This window comes from Pseudomonas sp. FBCC-B1667 (assembly GCF_059133255.1).
In genome coordinates this window covers 3,333,661-3,350,148 of the sequence record NZ_CP101437.1, presented here as the reverse complement: position 1 = coordinate 3,350,148, position 16,488 = coordinate 3,333,661, and the positions used below count along the sequence as shown (strand labels likewise).

General features: G+C 60.8%; 12 protein-coding genes and 1 tRNA gene. 5 read left to right on the top strand and 8 right to left on the bottom strand.

Features of this window, described 5'->3' with window-relative positions; genetic code table 11:
• Nucleotides 1–4 precede the first annotated feature (4 nt).
• Complete coding sequence (locus NL116_RS15250; protein ID WP_494377911.1) at nt 5–1,042, bottom strand: AraC family transcriptional regulator; 1,038 nt, start codon at nt 1,040–1,042, stop codon at nt 5–7.
• Between the two features lie 281 nt (nt 1,043–1,323).
• Here NL116_RS15250 and phbB point away from each other — a divergent pair, with 281 nt between their 5' ends.
• The 5 genes from phbB to NL116_RS15225 all read left to right on the top strand — a co-directional run bounded on the left by phbB (nt 1,324) and on the right by NL116_RS15225 (nt 7,296).
• The gene (gene phbB / locus NL116_RS15245) at nt 1,324–2,070 is read left to right on the top strand and encodes an acetoacetyl-CoA reductase (RefSeq protein ID WP_494377910.1); all 747 of its coding nucleotides are present in this window, start codon (nt 1,324–1,326) and stop codon (nt 2,068–2,070) included.
• 57 nt (nt 2,071–2,127) lie between these two features.
• Nucleotides 2,128–3,306, top strand: a complete 1,179-nt coding sequence (locus tag NL116_RS15240) for an acetyl-CoA C-acetyltransferase (RefSeq protein ID WP_494377909.1) — start codon at nt 2,128–2,130, stop codon at nt 3,304–3,306.
• Between the two features lie 99 nt (nt 3,307–3,405).
• Nucleotides 3,406–5,109 carry a class I poly(R)-hydroxyalkanoic acid synthase gene (gene phaC, locus NL116_RS15235; protein ID WP_494377908.1) on the top strand — a complete coding sequence of 568 codons (1,704 nt, stop codon included), beginning with the start codon at nt 3,406–3,408 and terminating at the stop codon, nt 5,107–5,109.
• 144 nt (nt 5,110–5,253) lie between these two features.
• Nucleotides 5,254–5,907 (top strand): hydrolase, encoded by a 654-nt coding sequence (locus NL116_RS15230; RefSeq protein WP_494377907.1) that lies wholly within the window; start codon nt 5,254–5,256, stop codon nt 5,905–5,907.
• A 54-nt stretch (nt 5,908–5,961) separates the two neighbouring features.
• Nucleotides 5,962–7,296, top strand: a complete 1,335-nt coding sequence (locus NL116_RS15225) for an OprD family porin (protein WP_494377906.1) — start codon at nt 5,962–5,964, stop codon at nt 7,294–7,296.
• Nucleotides 7,297–7,305: 9 nt separating this feature from the next.
• Here NL116_RS15225 and NL116_RS15220 read toward each other — a convergent pair.
• The 7 genes from NL116_RS15220 to fdnG all read right to left on the bottom strand — a co-directional run bounded on the left by NL116_RS15220 (nt 7,306) and on the right by fdnG (nt 16,381).
• Nucleotides 7,306–7,401 (bottom strand) — tRNA-Sec (locus tag NL116_RS15220).
• A gap of 6 nt (nt 7,402–7,407) precedes the next feature.
• Nucleotides 7,408–9,315: a selenocysteine-specific translation elongation factor gene (gene selB, locus NL116_RS15215; RefSeq protein WP_494378064.1), complete on the bottom strand. Its 1,908-nt coding sequence runs from the start codon at nt 9,313–9,315 to the stop codon at nt 7,408–7,410.
• Complete coding sequence (selA, locus tag NL116_RS15210) at nt 9,312–10,742, bottom strand: L-seryl-tRNA(Sec) selenium transferase (protein WP_494377905.1); 1,431 nt, start codon at nt 10,740–10,742, stop codon at nt 9,312–9,314. The genes selB and selA overlap by 4 nt, the downstream gene beginning before the upstream one ends.
• A 53-nt stretch (nt 10,743–10,795) precedes the next feature.
• Nucleotides 10,796–11,722, bottom strand: coding sequence for a formate dehydrogenase accessory protein FdhE (fdhE, locus tag NL116_RS15205; RefSeq protein ID WP_494377904.1), 927 nt, complete (start codon nt 11,720–11,722; stop codon nt 10,796–10,798).
• Nucleotides 11,723–11,726: 4 nt separating this feature from the next.
• Nucleotides 11,727–12,380 (bottom strand): formate dehydrogenase subunit gamma, encoded by a 654-nt coding sequence (locus tag NL116_RS15200; RefSeq protein ID WP_494377903.1) that lies wholly within the window; start codon nt 12,378–12,380, stop codon nt 11,727–11,729.
• Complete coding sequence (gene fdxH / locus NL116_RS15195) at nt 12,377–13,315, bottom strand: formate dehydrogenase subunit beta (RefSeq protein WP_494377902.1); 939 nt, start codon at nt 13,313–13,315, stop codon at nt 12,377–12,379. The genes NL116_RS15200 and fdxH overlap by 4 nt, the downstream gene beginning before the upstream one ends.
• Nucleotides 13,316–16,381 (bottom strand): formate dehydrogenase-N subunit alpha, encoded by a 3,066-nt coding sequence (fdnG, locus tag NL116_RS15190; protein WP_494377901.1) that lies wholly within the window; start codon nt 16,379–16,381, stop codon nt 13,316–13,318. It lies immediately after the preceding gene.
• Nucleotides 16,382–16,488 lie beyond the last annotated feature (107 nt).

Below are 16,488 nucleotides of genomic sequence, written 5' to 3'. Positions count from 1 at the left end.
CGCGTCACACCGGCGCGGCTTCCTCGATCTCAAACGATTCATCGGATCGGTATTGCCCCGGTGTCATGCCAAACCAGCGACTACAGGCTTTGTTGAAGCTGCTGTGGTCATGAAAACCAAGGAGATAGGCGACATGCTTCATGTTGAAGTGAGAATGACGCAGGTAGAAATCGGCCAGTTGTCGGCGTACCGCGTTCAGCACGTCCCTGAATTGTGTCCCTTCCTTTTCCAGCGCCCGTTGCAGCGTGCGCTTGCTGATGTTCAACGCCGCTGCGATCGACTCCATGTCGCATTGCCCATGGCCCTGACTCAAGCGCTCGGTGATCAGCGCACGAATTCTGCCGACAATGCAAAAACCAAACAGCAGGTCCAGTTGTGCCTCGGCAAAACTGTCATGCAGCACTGCCAACGCTTCGTTGGCCATGCTCAACGGCCGCATCAGTTCCTGCCCGTCAAACAAAATACTGTCGTAAGGCGCGTCGAAACGCAGATCGCAGCCAAACAGCCGTCGATGCTCGGTGGTGTCTTCAGGCTCGGGATAGGTGAATTCGACGCTCAAGGGTTGCGGTGCGTTGCCGCCCGCCAGCTTGCGGCAAAATCCCAGCAAAGACGCCAGCCCCGCATCGGTGTATTGGCGCGGTTTGACCGAACCCTGCTGCTGATGATCGAGCCCGGACAGGCGGTAATGTTGCTGTTCCGAGGTGAAGAAAAGGCTGAACCCGGTGCCGATCAACGGGCTGAAACGGACCAGGCGTTCAAGGGCCTTTTTCAGATTCAGGCTGGACATCATGGTATAGCCGATGATCTGAAAGCTGCCGGGGTGGAAACTGCCATAGGCCCTCAAGCCAATGTCAGGATCGCCCGAGTTCTCGGCGGCCAGTTCCCATAGTCGATAGATGTTCTTTCGCTCGCAAAACGCACCTGGTTGGTCCGCGAGATCAATGTCTAGTCCGGCCTCCCGACACAGACTGGCAACATCCAGCCCTTGAGCCGAGAGCGTATTTACCAGCACGCTGGCATAGCCTGAACTCATTCTATACATGGCGTCCTCAATGACCTGTGGAACCGGACGTCCTGTCCGGAGCCATAACTGATCTGCGTTGAATCAAAGTTTAACGAGTGGTTCAGTCGCCAATATTGATCCCAGTATAGGTAATCGTCATTTTCAGCCACTGCTCTCGGCCATTCGTCGCCCGGATGCTACTAAACCGGACATGGCACCTTTGGACACCAGCCCGTCACCTCCCAACACTTCCGCATCCCGCGCCAGTACCGAACAATCCACCCATCTTGCAACGCAAAATATAAAAAGGAACGAAGCTTATGAAGTCGCTTGGTCGTATTGCGTTGGTAACGGGTGGTATGGGTGGAATCGGTACGGCGATCAGCCAGCGCCTGTACAAGGAGGGATTCAAAGTCATTGTCGGTTGCAGCGCGGATTCCGCCCGCAAGAACGACTGGATTGCCGATCAACTGGCGGCGGGCTATCAGTTCGAATGTATCTACGGCGATATCACCGATTGGGAGTCGACGCGCAAGGCATTCGAGATGGCGCGGGAACAATTCGGCCCGGTCGATGTGCTGGTCAACAATGCCGGCATCACTCGCGATGCGTCCTTTCGCAAGCTGACGCACGAAGACTGGAACGCGGTGATCGGCACCAACCTGACTGGACTGTTCAACACCACAAAACAGGTGATTGAAGGGATGTTGGCCAAGGGTTGGGGACGCGTCATCAATATTTCCTCTATTAACGGTCAGCGTGGCCAGTTCGGCCAGACCAACTACAGCGCAGCCAAGGCCGGCATCCATGGCTTCACCATGGCCCTGGCACGGGAAGTGTCCGGCAAGGGCGTGACCGTCAACACCGTCTCCCCGGGTTACATCCAGACCAGCATGACCGCGGCCATCCGCCCGGACATCCTCGACACCATGATCGCGGCCACCCCCGTCGGGCGCCTCGGCCAACCCGAAGAAATCGCTTCGATCGTCGCCTGGCTGGCCTCCGATGAATCGGGCTACAGCACCGGCGCCGACTTCTCGGTGAACGGCGGCATGAATATGCAGTAGACCGATCAGGGTAAGGACACCCTGCTCCCGCTTGCCAGAATCTTAATGAGGTCACGCATGAACGAAGTCGTAATCGTTGCCGCTACTCGTACCGCCATCGGCAGTTTTCAAGGTGCCTTGTCCGCGATACCAGCGACTGAGCTGGGTGCAGCGGTTATTCGCCGCCTGCTGGAAGAAACCGGCCTGGACGGCGCGCAGATCGATGAAGTGATTCTCGGCCAGGTGCTCACCGCAGGCTCTGGGCAAAACCCGGCACGCCAGACGGCCATCAAGGCCGGCCTGCCGTTTACCACCCCTGCCATGACCCTGAACAAGGTCTGTGGCTCGGGTCTCAAGGCTGTGCACCTAGCCGTTCAGGCGATCCGCTGCGGCGACGCCGAGCTGGTGATTGCCGGTGGTCAGGAAAACATGAGCCTGGCGCCTTATGTGCTGCCCAAAGCGCGCACCGGTTTGCGTCTGGGACATTCGCAGTTGCAAGACAGCGTCATTCAGGACGGTTTGTGGGACGCCTTCAACGATTACCACATGGGCATCACGGCTGAAAATCTGGCCAGGCAGTACAGCCTCAGCCGCGAAGATCAGGACGTCTTCGCCGCCACCTCGCAACAAAAAGCCGCCGCCGCCATCGAAGCGGGCTACTTCAAAAGTCAAATCACCTCGATTCTGATCCCTCAGCGCAAGGGCGATCCGCTGGTGTTCGATACGGATGAACAACCGCGCCCGAGCAGCACGCTGCAAGCGTTGAGCAACCTTAAACCGGCGTTCCAGAAAGACGGCAGCGTGACCGCCGGTAACTCGTCGACCCTCAACGACGGCGCCGCGGTGTTGCTGCTGGCCAGCGCCTCCACTGCCCAGGCCCTCGGCTTGCCGGTGCTGGCGCGCATCAAGGCCTATGCAAGCGCAGGCGTGGACCCGTCGATCATGGGCATCGGACCGGTCCCGGCCACCCGTCTGGTGCTGGAAAAGGCCGGCTGGAGCCTGAACGACCTCGACCTGATCGAAGCCAACGAAGCGTTCGCCGCGCAATCGCTGGCGGTCGGCAAAGAACTGGGCTGGGACACCGCCAAGGTCAACGTCAACGGGGGTGCGATTGCGCTGGGGCATCCGATCGGCGCGTCGGGCGCGCGGATTCTAGTGTCGCTGGTGCACGAGCTGATTCGCCGTGACGGCAAAAAAGGCCTGGCCACGTTGTGCATCGGTGGCGGCCAAGGTGTCAGCCTGGTCATCGAACGATAACAAGAAACACAGGACTGCTTGCTTGACTGCTGACGCGGTGCCGAATGGCGGCACCGCGGTTTTTTTCTGCCCGGTTTACCGATGTGGGCAAGGAGCTCCATGGACAATAACGCGCACACCTTCAACACCTTCTGGTCAGGCCAGGTCCCGTTCATTGCCTCCTTTGCAGTGCAACAATTACGCCTGTGGGTCAGCACCAATCCATGGTTCACCGGCCAGGAATACGAGAAGTGGTTCGATTTGCCACGCACCACACTGGAGAGCCTGCAAGCCGAATATCAAACCCAATGGGGTGATTTGGGCCAGCGTCTGCTGACCGGCCAGCCGTTTTCCTTCGAAGATCGACGTTTTTCCAGTGGCAACTGGAGCACGCCGCTGTTCGGTTCCCTCGCGGCGTTCTACCTGCTCAATGCCGGCTTTCTGCTGAAGCTACTCGATAAACTGCCGATCAAAGACAAGAAGCCTCGCCAGCGTCTGCTGTACCTGGTGGAGCAAGCGATTGCCGCCGGTGCGCCCAGCAACTTTCTGGCGAGCAACCCCGATGCCTTGCAACGCGTCGTCGACACTCAGGGCGGCAGCCTGTTCACCGGCCTGTTGCACCTGGCCAGCGACCTGCAGGAAGGCAAGATGCGCCAGTGCGACAGCGGCGCTTTCAAGGTCGGCGTCGATCTGGCCAACACCCCGGGCGAAGTGGTGTTCGAGAACGAACTGTTCCAGTTGATTCAGTACTACCCGCAAAGCGAAACCCAGTACCGACGTCCGGTGTTCATCGTCCCGCCGTCGATCAACAAGTACTACATCCTCGACCTGCGCCCGGACAACTCGATGGTTCGCCATCTGCTGCAACAAGGTCACCCGGTGTTCCTGATGTCGTGGCGAAACTTCGATCAGGCGCACGCCGGCACCACCTGGGATGACCTGATCGACATTGGCATCATCAAAGGTCTGCAAGTGACCCGCGAGATCAGTGGCGAGCAACGCCCCAATTGCGTGGGTTTCTGCATCGGCGGGACGTTGTTGAGTTCGGCGCTGGCCGTACTGGCGGCGCGCGGCGACAAGGACATCGCCAGCGTGAGCCTGTTGACCACCTTCCTCGATTACCTCGACACCGGCCCTATCGACATCTTCGTCGACGAACAACTGGTGGCCTACCGCGAGCGCACCATCGGCGGCCAGGAGGGTCCCATCGGCTTGTTCAAGGGCGAGGACATGGGCAACACCTTCTCGCTGTTGCGCCCCAACGATTTGTGGTGGAACTACAACGTTGACAAATACCTCAAGGGCCAGAAGCCGATCCCCCTCGACCTGCTGTTCTGGAACAACGACAGCACCAACCTTCCGGGACCGATGTACTGCTGGTATCTGCGTCACACCTATCTGCAAAACGACCTGAAGTCCGGCGATCTGGACTGTTGCGGGGTCAAACTCGACCTGCGCGCCATCGATGCGCCGGCGTACATCCTCGCCACCCACGACGATCACATCGTGCCGTGGCGCAGCGCTTATGCCAGCACCCAACTGCTCTCCGGGACCAAGCGCTTCGTGCTGGGTGCCTCAGGGCACATCGCCGGAGTGATCAACCCGCCGGCCAGGGAAAAACGCCATTACTGGACCAATAATCGTGTTTCGAAGGATCCTGACACCTGGTTCATGAATGCCCAGGAACAGGCCGGTAGCTGGTGGAATGACTGGTTTGTCTGGCTGGCGGACCAGTCCGGCGAGCGTCAGCCTTCCGTGCTGCACACCGGGAACACGCAATACCCGGTGCTGGAATCGGCACCCGGGCGTTATGTGATGCAATGACCGACCGCCCCGCGCACTCACCGGTATTGCGCGGGGCCGTTCTTCGCACCTCTTCGCAAAAAACCAAACACAGCACATCGCTTCAATATTCCCGCCTGAATCTGCGCAACCATGGCCTTCTCACCCACCCGTAAGGACCTCGCCATGGCCATCGCCAAAGCTGTACCCGGCAAAACCCTGCTGACCCCGACTGACCATACGCTGATCATGATCGACCACCAATCGCAGATGTCCTTTGCGACCAAGTCGATCGACGCTGTGACCCTGCGCAACAACGCCGCGCTGGTGGCCAAGGCGGCCCGTGGATTCAAGGTCTCGACCATTCTCACCACCGTGGCCGAGAAGAGCTTCTCCGGTCCGATCTTTGACGAAATCAAGTCCGTGTTCCCGGAACACAACGTGATCGACCGGACCAGCATGAACACTTGGGAAGACGAGCGCATCGCCGTTGAAGTGAACAAGTTCGGCAAACAGAAAATTGTCCTGGCTGGTCTCTGGACCTCCGTGTGCATCGTCGGCCCGGCACTGTTGGCCATCGACCAGGGTTTCGAGGTGTACGTGATCGCCGATGCCTGCGGCGACGTCACCACCGAAGCCCACGAAATGGCCATGCAGCGCATGATTCAGATTGGCGCGCGGCCGATGACGTCCCTGCAATACCTGCTCGAATTGCAGCGGGACTGGGCGCGCAGCGAAACCTACGACGAAACCGTGAAAACCTCGATCGCCAACGGCGGTGCCTACGGTCTGGGCCTGATCTATGCCAAAAGCATGTTCGGTGCCTCGGAAGCCCACTAAGTCACAACCAGCGACTCCGCACTCGTGGAGTCGCTGCCCGGTGGTGAATGATCGATGACGTTTTTCAAGCACAAACCCGGCCTGCCGTTCTGGTTGTCGGTGATAGTCGCCAGCACGACCGCAACGGCACAGGCGGATGACACGGCCCAGGCAGCGCAAGGGTTTCTGGACGGTGCGACGCTGAATGTGCTCAGCCGCAACTTCTACCTCAACAGTGATAACCGATCCCCTTCGCCGTCCAACAAAAGCTACAAGGCCGAATGGGCACAAGGCTTCATTGGCGCTTTCGAGTCAGGCTTTACCCCCGGCCTCTTGGGATTCGGCCTCGATAGCCACGCCTTTTTGGGCTTGAAACTCGACAGTGGCAAGGGCCGTTCCGGCACTGGGTTGCTGCCGGTGGACAGTGACGGCCGCAGCGATGACAACTATTCCAGCGCTGGCGGCGCGCTGAAAATCAAGGCCTCGAACACCACCTTGGCGTACGGCGAAATGATGGTCGAAGCTCCGGTGTTCGACACCGCCGACAAGCGCCTGCAACCGGAATACGCCACGGGTTTTCTGCTGAATAGCCGTGAAATCGATGGCTTGAATCTGCAAGCCGGGCACTTCACGGCGTTCAAGAATCAGGACAGTTCATCGAGCAAGGGCAATTTTTCCGGTTACGGGGCGAACACCGACGCCGGTGGCATTTCGTTTGTCGGCGCCGACCTGTTCACCCAAAGCCCGATCGGCGGTGCGTTGTATGCGTCGACGCTGACCGACACCTGGCATCAGTACTATGGCAACGTGCATTTCAAGCAATCCAGGGTGTTCGTTGACGCCAATGTCTACCACACACGGGACACGGGCGAGGCATTGGCCGGCGCCATCGACAACACTGCGTTCAGCCTGTCCGGGAAGTACACCGTAGAGGCCCACGGTTTCACCCTGGCCTATCAGAAAGTCAACGGTGACACCCCGTTCGACTTCGTCGGTGGCGACTCCATCTACCTGGCCAACTCGATCAAGTACGCCGACTTCAACGGCGCCCATGAACAATCCTGGCAAGCCCGCTATGACCTCGACCTGAGCACCTTCGGCGTCCCAGGCCTGGCGTTCATGACGCGTTACGTCAAAGGCACGCAGATCGACGGGACCCATGCGCCACAGGGTGGCGCCTACAACCCGTTCGACGCTGCGACCGGCACCTTCGTACCGCAAGAAGGCGACGGCGGACGGCATTGGGAGCGCGACATCGATGTGCGCTACATCGTGCAATCGGGGACAGCCAGGGGCTTGTCGTTGCAACTGTCCCATGTGTCGCACCGCGCCAACGCGGCGCAGGCAGGCGATGACATCGATCGGGTGTATGTGGTGATCCAGTACCCGCTGAACGTCGGGCCTTTTTGATCGGGAAATTGGCGGAAGGCAGCCGGAGTCGAACCTGCCCGGGAACGGATGCCGTCCCCAACCGGGTTTGAAGCCCGGCCGCGCCACCGGGCGCGATTGCCTTCCTTTAACTCAGTGGTCGTTCTTATGGGCCAAGGCACTCTCAAGACGGATCTGACGTTTGTCGCCCATACGTCGAGTCAGACCGATGCGGTCAAAGTACTCCAGAATCTGAATGCTGCGCTTGCGGCCCAGGGCGACCGCATCGCGAAACGCCGTGACCTGAATCACCGGGTCGTGCTCGGCCAGTTGCAACAGCATAGCCGCCAATCGACGGATCATCGCGTCGGTGTAGAACAGGTCCCGGACCACTTGATGCAGCAATCCCAGCCGCGCCATTTTGCGCAACAGAAGGCGCACGGTTGCCTCGTCATGCCCCAGTTGGCGCACCCACGGTGGCTCGAAACCGGCCTGTTCGAACAGCGGTTGAATGTGTAGCCACAGGGCTTTGTCCTCTTCACTCAAGCGCACCTGATGATCGGGTAAATGCAGCCACGGCCCACTGGTGACGATGGCACCGCTGCCGAGTAAATCGTCGAGCAGGCGCAGGAAGGTCGGCCGTTCCAGCGTTGAGGCCGCGAAGCGACGCAGGCGATCACGGTCCGGGCCCATTTGATCCGGCTCAAGCTCGTGAAAGCGTGCCAGGTGTGCCAGCAACGGGGCCTTCAGGGCTTCCCAGCGGGCCGAATTGAATAGCAGCGGACCTTGGCGAGTCTCGATCAAACGTACGTCATCGGGCAATACCCAGATTGCACGCGGTCGGTTGAACTGACGCTCCAGTTGCCGTGGATCGAGGCCGCTGTCGCTGTTAGCCAACAAGGCCGGCAGCAGTTTTTCCAGTGAATTTCGGCTGGCGAGCGCCTGAAGCTGGGCCAATCGTTCGGGGTTGCGACGGTGTCGGCTCGGGGCATACGGATCGAGCACCCGGCCACCGCCGAGGGTGCGCTGGGCGCTCTGATCCCGCAGGATCAACGGATCATCCCTCACCGCGTGCACCGGGGCATTCAGCAGGATCTGCGCGAACATCCGCACGCCCGGTGCCAGGCTCGAACCTTCGAGCAACGCCACCCGGCCCGTCACGTCCTGAGTGCCGAGGTGAACATGCACCGGTTGAAAATGTTCGAAGGCTTTGACTTCGCTGGGCAGCAACTGCAGGTCGATGTCCAGTCGCTGAGTCGGGGCATACAGCCACTCGGCGAGCAGCCATTGACCACGGTGGATGTGCTCCAGCGCCAGGCGCTCAGCGTTCAGGTTCAATGCGACGCGTTGGCCGGCAAACGCCGTGTCCGCTGCCTGATTTTGCGCGTGCAAACCGCGCACACGCACAGGTTTGCCCAAGGGGCTCAACACCAGTGTCTCGCCCACCGCCACTTGCCCGGACAACGCCGTACCTGTCACCACGACACCGGCGCCGACGACGCTGAAAGCCCGATCAATCGCCAGGCGAAAGCCACCGTCGGTACTGCGTTGATGCACGTCACGCTGTGCGTCGAGCAAGGCCTTGCGCAACGTCTCGACGCCTTCCCCGGTCACACTCGACAGCACGATCTGCGGCGCATCGGCATAAGGTCCCGGCGCCAGCAGCGTGGTCATTTGTCCATGGACGGCTTGCACCCTGGCCGGGTCGACCCGGTCGCACTTGGTGATCGCCACCAGCGCCCGGGGAATCCCCAGCAGTTCAACAATCGCCAGGTGTTCGCGGGTCTGTGGCATGACGCCGTCGTCCGCCGCGACCACCAGCAACACCAGATCGATGCCCTGCGCCCCGGCCAGCATGTTGTGGGTGAAACGTTCGTGGCCGGGCACGTCGATGAACCCGGTCAGCTCGGCGCCCGGTTCCAGCGCGGCATACAAGTAGCCGAGGTCGATGGTCATGCCGCGTTCACGTTCTTCCCGGCGCCGGTCGCCGGCCTGGCCGGTCAACGCCTGCAGCAGCGCGGTCTTGCCGTGGTCGATGTGCCCTGCGGTGCCGACGATCACCCTGCCCGCCCCTCGACGGCCAACTGGTCGAGTTGTTGCAGCCATGCGATTTCGTCGTCGAGCTGGCGCAGGTCCAGCCACAGCGCGTCGTCATCGATACGGCCCAGTACCGGAATGGCCAACTGACGGAACGCCGCCTCCAGCCCCCGCAATTGCCGGCCGCGCAGACGTTTGGACACGTTGGGGCGCAGGCACAACGCGGCACTCGGCAAGCGCGCCACCGGTTGGCTGCCGCTGCCGATCATACCCAGCGCCGGCAGTGCACTGACGTTCCAGCCATCACCCAGAACGTTGGCCAGCGACGGTTGCAGCCGTTCTGCCTGGGCGAGGATGTCGGCTTGCGGGCGAGTCAGCAGGCGCAGGCTCGGCAGACGTTCGGCCAGACGATCCGGATCACGGTACAAACCCAGCACCGCTTCGAGCGCGGCCAGGGTCAGTTTGTCGACCCGCAGTGCCCGTTTCAGCGGGTTCTTCTTGATCTTCGCGATCAGGTCCTTGCGCCCGACAATCAACCCCGCCTGCGGCCCACCCAACAACTTGTCGCCGCTGAAGGTGACGATGTCCGCACCATCGAGCAGCGCCTGGCGCACCGTCGGTTCGGCGGGCAGGCCCCAGCGGGTCAGGTCCAGCAGACTGCCGCTGCCGAGGTCTTCGAGCAGCGGCAAGCCATGCTTGTGCGCCAGCTCCGCGAGTTCGGCGGTCGGCACCCGGGCGGTAAATCCTTCGATGCTGTAGTTGCTCGCGTGCACGCGCATCATCAGACCGCTGCGCGGGCCGATAGCCGCCTCGTAATCACGGGCATGGGTGCGGTTGGTGGTGCCGACTTCATGCAGGCGAACCCCGGCCCGCGCCATGATGTCGGGAATGCGGAACGCGCCGCCGATTTCAATCAGCTCGCCCCGGGAAATGATCCCTTCCTTGCGTGCGCCCAGACTGTTGAGCGTCAGCAACACCGCCGCTGCATTGTTGTTGACCACGGTCACTGCTTCAGCGCCAGTGAGTTCGCGGATCAAGCCTTCGATCAGGTCATCACGGTCGCCACGCTTACCGCTGCTCAAATCAAACTCCAGATTGAGCGGATAACGCGCGGCCATTTGCACCGCTTCGATGGCGACTTCCGGAAGCAACGCCCGGCCGAGGTTGGTGTGCAGCACGGTGCCGGTCAGGTTGAACACGCGACGCACATGGCTTTGGTGCTGCCGGGCCAGACGCTCACCCGCCCGCCCCGCCAATACCTGCGGGCTGATTTCCACGGCGTCCAGTTGCCCGGTGAGGACCGGTTCGCGCAGGTCATCGAGCAATTGCCGCAGGCTCGCCAGCAACGCATCACGCCCATAACGCTCGGCCAACGGTTGGCAGGCGGGATGGCGCAGCAGACTGTCGATGGAAGGCAGCCGCAAGGTTTGACTGGCGGAAGGCGAAGGCATCAGGCGCTCCTGGAAACGATTGACCGTCGCGCCTGAGTGTAGCCGTTGAGTGTTTAGTCGCCTCCGGGGGCCAGCAGCAGATTCGGCGCCGGACGCAGGTAGCCCTCCTGTTCCAGGCGCATATCGAGCATCAGGCTGGCCAAATCCGCCGACAGCGCTTCGGCTTCAGCATCGTTTTCCAGGTACAGCTGCTTGAGATAACTGCGACAACCGGGGCAGGTTTCGGCGCGCAGCGGGGCTTGATGGGCGGCGTGGCGGTCGTCATCGAGGCTGACGTATTCCAGGCCTTTGCTCTGTTCGCAATACACGCACTTGACCCGCACTACATGCCATTCGCAGGCACACAGCGAGCACACGAGATAGCGCAAACCGTTGTGTTTGCCGCGGTGGCGAATCACCCCGGCCATCGCCGGCGAACCGCAGGCCGGGCATTGATTGAGGCTGTCGCCGGGTTTCAGCGCGAGGTTCGGCGTGCTCAGCAGCCAGTGACTCCAGGCCGCTTGCAACGCGGCACCGAGAAACGGCACCAGCGCAGCGGGCAGCAACGTGAATTGGCCGCTGACCAACGCCACCGCCCAGGCTTTGCGTTGCCCTGCATCGGTATTGCGCAACGTCGTCAGGGCTTTTTCTACTGCGGGTTGCGGCGCTGACGGGTAGCGCTGCAACAAAGCGTCGAGGTACGGCAACCAATGACCTTCGCGCACCCGTGTGTCGACGGCCAGCGGCGGCAGGCCGTGCGCTTGGCATACCTTGATTCGTTCGGGATCAGGCAGGGTTGTGACAGGTGGATCGTCCAACAGGTGTTGCTGCGCCTGACACAAGCCGGCGATCAGGCGCAGGTAGTCGGCCAGCGGATGCCCCTCGGCCAGGCGCTCCAACCGCCATGCACGCAAGGTGAACAGGTTGTGCGGCGGCAGGTACAGAAACGGCGGTGAACTCGCCGCCGCTTCAATCTCTCCAGGTTCAAGAATCGTCGCCAAGGGCTTATCCTTTTTTGCTGATCGGCGGGTCGGGATGTTCGTCGCGGGTCACTTCGCGGTACCAGAGTTCATGGTGCTTTTTTGCCCAGGCGCGGCTGACCCAGCCGTGCACCATGGCGCTGACCGAGCCCTTGATCCAGATCCCGGCGTAGATGTGAATGATGATGCTCAGCACCAGCACAAACCCGGCCAGCGCATGCAGCAACATCGCCCAGCGAATCGCGGTGATGCCGAAATAAACGCTGAAATACGCGCGCCAGATCACCAGTCCGGTCAACAACAACGCAAGCATGCAAGCCAAAAAGGTCCAGAACAGCAGCTTCTGCCCGGGGTTGTACTTGCCGATGGGCGGCACGCCCTCCTCCTCGTTTTGAATCACCTTGTCGATCCGCTTGAGCCACAACCCGTCATTGCGGATAAAAAAGTTCGCCCGCCAGAAACGGATCACCAACCCGAGGAACAGCACGAACATCACCACCCCCATGAACGGATGCAGGATCCGCGTCCAGGGACCACCACCAAACAGGTTACTGAGCCAGAACAACGCCGGATGAAACAGTGCCAGTCCGGACAGTGCGGCCATGAAAAACAGGATCGCCACCAGCCAATGGTTCGTGCGCTGGCTTGAGGTGTAGCGAAGGATCTCTTTACGGATCATGGTCGGTTCTCCCCACGCGGATCAAAGGTGTGCACCGAGGGATCGACTTCGTGCACGGCAGGATCGTTAAGCGGCGGCGGTATTTCGTCTTCTTCAACGACCTGCGGCCCGATGCGCACGTAGTGGAAGAATCCGGCCAGCACTGCCAGTCCCATTGCCAGCAAGCCCAAAGGTTTGCTCACGCCTTTCCATAACCCCACCAACGGACTGATTGCCGGATCTTTCGCCAGCCCGGCATACAACTGCGGCGTGTCGGCGTGGTGCAGCACGTACATCACGTGAGTGCCGCCGACACCGGCCGGGTCGTACAGGCCCGCGTTCTCGAAGCCGCGGCTTTTCAGGTCGACGATCCGTTCGGCCGCGTGTTCCTTCATGTCTTCCTTGGTGCCGAAGACGATGGCGCCGGTCGGGCAGGTTTTCACACAGGCCGGTTCCAGCCCGACTTCAACCCGGTCCGAACACAAGGTGCATTTGTACGCCTTGTGATCCTTTTGTGAGATCCGTGGAATGTTGAACGGGCAACCGGTGATGCAATAACCGCAGCCGATGCAATGGTCCTGGTTGAAATCGACAATGCCGTTGACGTGCTTGATGATCGCACCGGGGCTTGGGCATGCCGCCAGGCAACCGGGTTCGGCGCAGTGCATGCAGCCGTCCTTGCGGATCAGCCACTCAAGGTTGCCGGCGTCGGTTTCATGCTCGGTGAAGCGCATCAGGGTCCAGGTGTCCGCGCTCAGGTCCTGCGGGTTTTCGTAGGTGCCGAGACAATGGCCGACCTCCGCGCGCAGTTCATTCCATTCCGAGCAGGCAACCTGACATGCCTTGCAGCCGATGCACTTGGTGGTGTCGATCAGCTTGGCCACTTCCTCCTGATCGCGCACCGAAGGTGGAACTGTCGTGGTGGCCGAACGGGCAATGATGTCTTGGCTGGCCATTTAGACTTTCTCCACGTTGACCAGGAATGACTTGGATTCCGGGGTCTGTGTGTTGCCATCGCCGAGGAACGGCACCAGGGTGTTGGTCAGATAACCGTGACGCGTGAGCCCGGTAAAGCCCCAGTGCAGCGGGATACCGATCTGGTGCACGACCTGGCCGTTGACCTGCAGCGGGCGAATACGCTTGGTCACCACCGCCACCGCTTCAATGTGCCCGCGCTTGCTGCTGACGCGCACACGGTCGCCGGCAACGATGCCTTTTTCCTTGGCTAGCACCTCGCCGATCTCGACGAACTGCTCGGGCTGGATAATCGCATTGAGCTTGCAATGCTTGCTCCAGAAGTGGAAATGCTCGGTCAAACGGTAACTGGTGGCCGCGTACGGGTAATCCTTGGCCACACCGAGGGAATCCCACACCGAATCGAAGATCCGCGCTGCCGGGTTGCTGGTGGCTTTTTTGTTGTTCGGGTGCAGTGGATTGATGCCAATCGGCGTCTCGAACGGCTCGTAGTGCTCGGGGAACGGGCCCTCGTTCATCTTGTCGACAGCGAAGAACCGCGCCACGCCTTCGGGGTTCATGATGAACGGATTCATCCCCGCTTCCGGCGGGACGTCGGCCTTGTAGTCGGGCACGTCGGTACCGCCCCAGACTTTTCCGTTCCACCACACCAGGCGTTTTTTCGGGTCCCAGGGCTTGCCTTGCGGATCGGCCGAGGCGCGGTTGTAGAGAATCCGCCGGTTCGCCGGCCAAGCCCAGGCCCAACCCTGATGTTGGTGCATGCCATACGGATCGCTGTTATCGCGACGGGCCATCTGGTTACCGGTTTCGGTCCAGCTGCCACAGAAAATCCAGCAGCCGGACGCGGTGCTGCCGTCGTCCTTGAGCTGGCTGAACGCGGCCAGTTGCGCGTTGCCCTTGATCGCCGCACCTGTGGCGTCGGTGAAATCAGTGGTGGCGTAGCCGTTGATTTCCTTGGCCAACTCTTCTGGCGAAGGTTCGTCGGGAATCTTGTACTGCCACGACAGTTTCAGGACCGGATCGGGATAGGCGCCGCCTTTCGCCTCATAACGTTGACGCAAGCGCAGGAACAGTTCGGCCATGATCCGGATGTCGGTTTGCGCCTCGCCCGGTCCGTCCGCGCCTTTCCAGTGCCATTGCAGCCAGCGGCTGCTGTTGACCAGTGAACCGTCCTCCTCGGCAAAACAGGTGGTGGGCAGACGAATGACTTCGGTCTGGATGTCGGCGCTCTTCACGTCGTTGTACGGCCCGACATTACGCCAGAATTCCGAAGTCTCGGTGGCCAGCGGGTCCATCACCACCAGCCACTTCAGCTTCGCCAGCGCCGCCATTACCCGGTTTTTGTCAGGCAACGCCGCGATGGGGTTGAAGCCTTGGCACATGTAGCCGTTGACCTTGCCCTGCCCCATCAAGTCGAACACCTTGAGGATGTCGTAGTTGGGAATGTCCAGTTTCGGCAAGTAGTCGTAAGCCCAATTGTTCTCCACCGTAGCGTTGCCGCCGTACCAGGCCTTCATCAGGCTGACGTGGAATTTGCTGTAGTTCTGCCAATAGGACAGTTGCCCCGGACGCAACGGTTTTTGTGTGCGTTTGGTGATGTAGCCGGCGTAATCCTGCTCAGCGTCGCTCGGCAAGGTGAGGTAACCGGGCAGCGAGTTGGACAGCAAACCAAGGTCAGTCAGGCCCTGGATGTTGGAGTGTCCGCGTAAGGCGTTCACGCCCCCACCCGGCATGCCGACGTTGCCCAGCAGCAGTTGCACCATCGCCGCGCTGCGGATGATTTGCGAGCCGATCGAGTGCTGGGTCCAGCCCAACGCATACAAGATGGTCATGGTCTTGCCCGGCACCGAGCACGTGGCGATCTCATCCCAGATTTTTTGCATGGCATCGACCGGCATTCCGCAAATCTGGCTCGCCAGGTCGATGTTGTAGCGGCTGTAATGCTGCTTCATCAGTTGATAGACGCAGCGCGGGTCTTGCAGGGTCGGGTCGACGTTTACAAAACCGTCTTCACCGAGTTCATAGCCCCAGCCGGATTTATCGGTGTAGCTGCGCTTGGCCACGTCATAACCGCTGAAAATCCCGTCTTCGAAGCCATAGCCGGCCTTGACGATGAACGACACGTCGGTGTAGTTGCGCACGTATTCGTGCTGAATCTTGTCCTGAGTCAGCAGGTAATTGATCAGCCCGCCCATGAACGCGATGTCGGTGCCGGTGCGAATCGGCGCGTAATAGTCGGCCACCGAAGCGGTCCGGGTAAACCGCGGGTCGACCACGATCAGCCGCGCCTTGTTGTGCGCCTTGGCTTCCGTCACCCATTTGAAACCGCACGGGTGCGCTTCTGCAGCGTTGCCGCCCATCACCAGAACCAGATTCGCGTTGGCGATATCGGTCCAGGTATTGGTCATGGCACCACGGCCGTACGTCGGGGCAAGACTTGCCACCGTCGGGCCGTGTCAGACACGCGCCTGGTTATCAAACCCCAGCATGCCGAGGCTCCGAATGACCTTGTGGGTGATGTAGCCCGCTTCGTTGGACGCCGCCGACGCCGCGAGAAAACCGGTGGTCAGCCAGCGGTTCACCGTCTGGCCTTGCGCGTTCTTTTCGATGAAATTGGCGTCGCGGTCCGCTTTCATCAAGTCGGCGACGCGGTCCAGCGCTTCATCCCAGGTGATCCGCGTCCACTCGCTGCTGCCGGGCTTGCGTACCTGCGGGTATTGCAGGCGGTCGGGGCTGTGAATGAAGTCCAGCAGGCCCGCGCCTTTGGGGCACAGGGTGCCGCGGTTGACCGGGTGGTCGGCGTCACCTTCAATGTGGATGATGTTTTGCGCAACGTTCTTGGCTGCATCGCCCAGGCTGTACATGATCAAGCCGCAACCGACCGAACAATACGGACAGGTGTTGCGGGTCTCATGGGTGGCGGCAAGCTTGAAGTGACGCACCTGCTCGGCAAAGGCCAGCGTCGGGGCCATGCCCAACGCGCCCAGGCTCGAGCCTGCAAGGCCGATACCAGCGACCTTGAAGAACTGACGACGGCTGAGGTCCATCGTGCACTCCTGATCAGGTGGAAATCCGGGACGTTGCCGGACTTTTCAATCAATCACCGTGGCGGCAGCCGGGCTGCCGACACTTGAAACTCTAGACAACGCAGGCG

What these genes read in the sequence shown, in the direction of transcription:
- phbB (WP_494377910.1), top strand. Translation starts at nt 1,324, where the DNA reads ATGAAGTCGCTTGGTCGTATTGCGTTGGTAACGGGTGGTATGGGTGGA.
- phaC (WP_494377908.1), top strand. Translation starts at nt 3,406, where the DNA reads ATGGACAATAACGCGCACACCTTCAACACCTTCTGGTCAGGCCAGGTC.
- NL116_RS15200 (WP_494377903.1), bottom strand. Translation starts at nt 12,380, where the DNA reads ATGATCCGTAAAGAGATCCTTCGCTACACCTCAAGCCAGCGCACGAAC.
- NL116_RS15250 (WP_494377911.1), bottom strand. Translation starts at nt 1,042, where the DNA reads ATGTATAGAATGAGTTCAGGCTATGCCAGCGTGCTGGTAAATACGCTC.
- selA (WP_494377905.1), bottom strand. Translation starts at nt 10,742, where the DNA reads ATGCCTTCGCCTTCCGCCAGTCAAACCTTGCGGCTGCCTTCCATCGAC.
- NL116_RS15230 (WP_494377907.1), top strand. Translation starts at nt 5,254, where the DNA reads ATGGCCATCGCCAAAGCTGTACCCGGCAAAACCCTGCTGACCCCGACT.
- NL116_RS15225 (WP_494377906.1), top strand. Translation starts at nt 5,962, where the DNA reads ATGACGTTTTTCAAGCACAAACCCGGCCTGCCGTTCTGGTTGTCGGTG.
- NL116_RS15240 (WP_494377909.1), top strand. Translation starts at nt 2,128, where the DNA reads ATGAACGAAGTCGTAATCGTTGCCGCTACTCGTACCGCCATCGGCAGT.
- fdxH (WP_494377902.1), bottom strand. Translation starts at nt 13,315, where the DNA reads ATGGCCAGCCAAGACATCATTGCCCGTTCGGCCACCACGACAGTTCCA.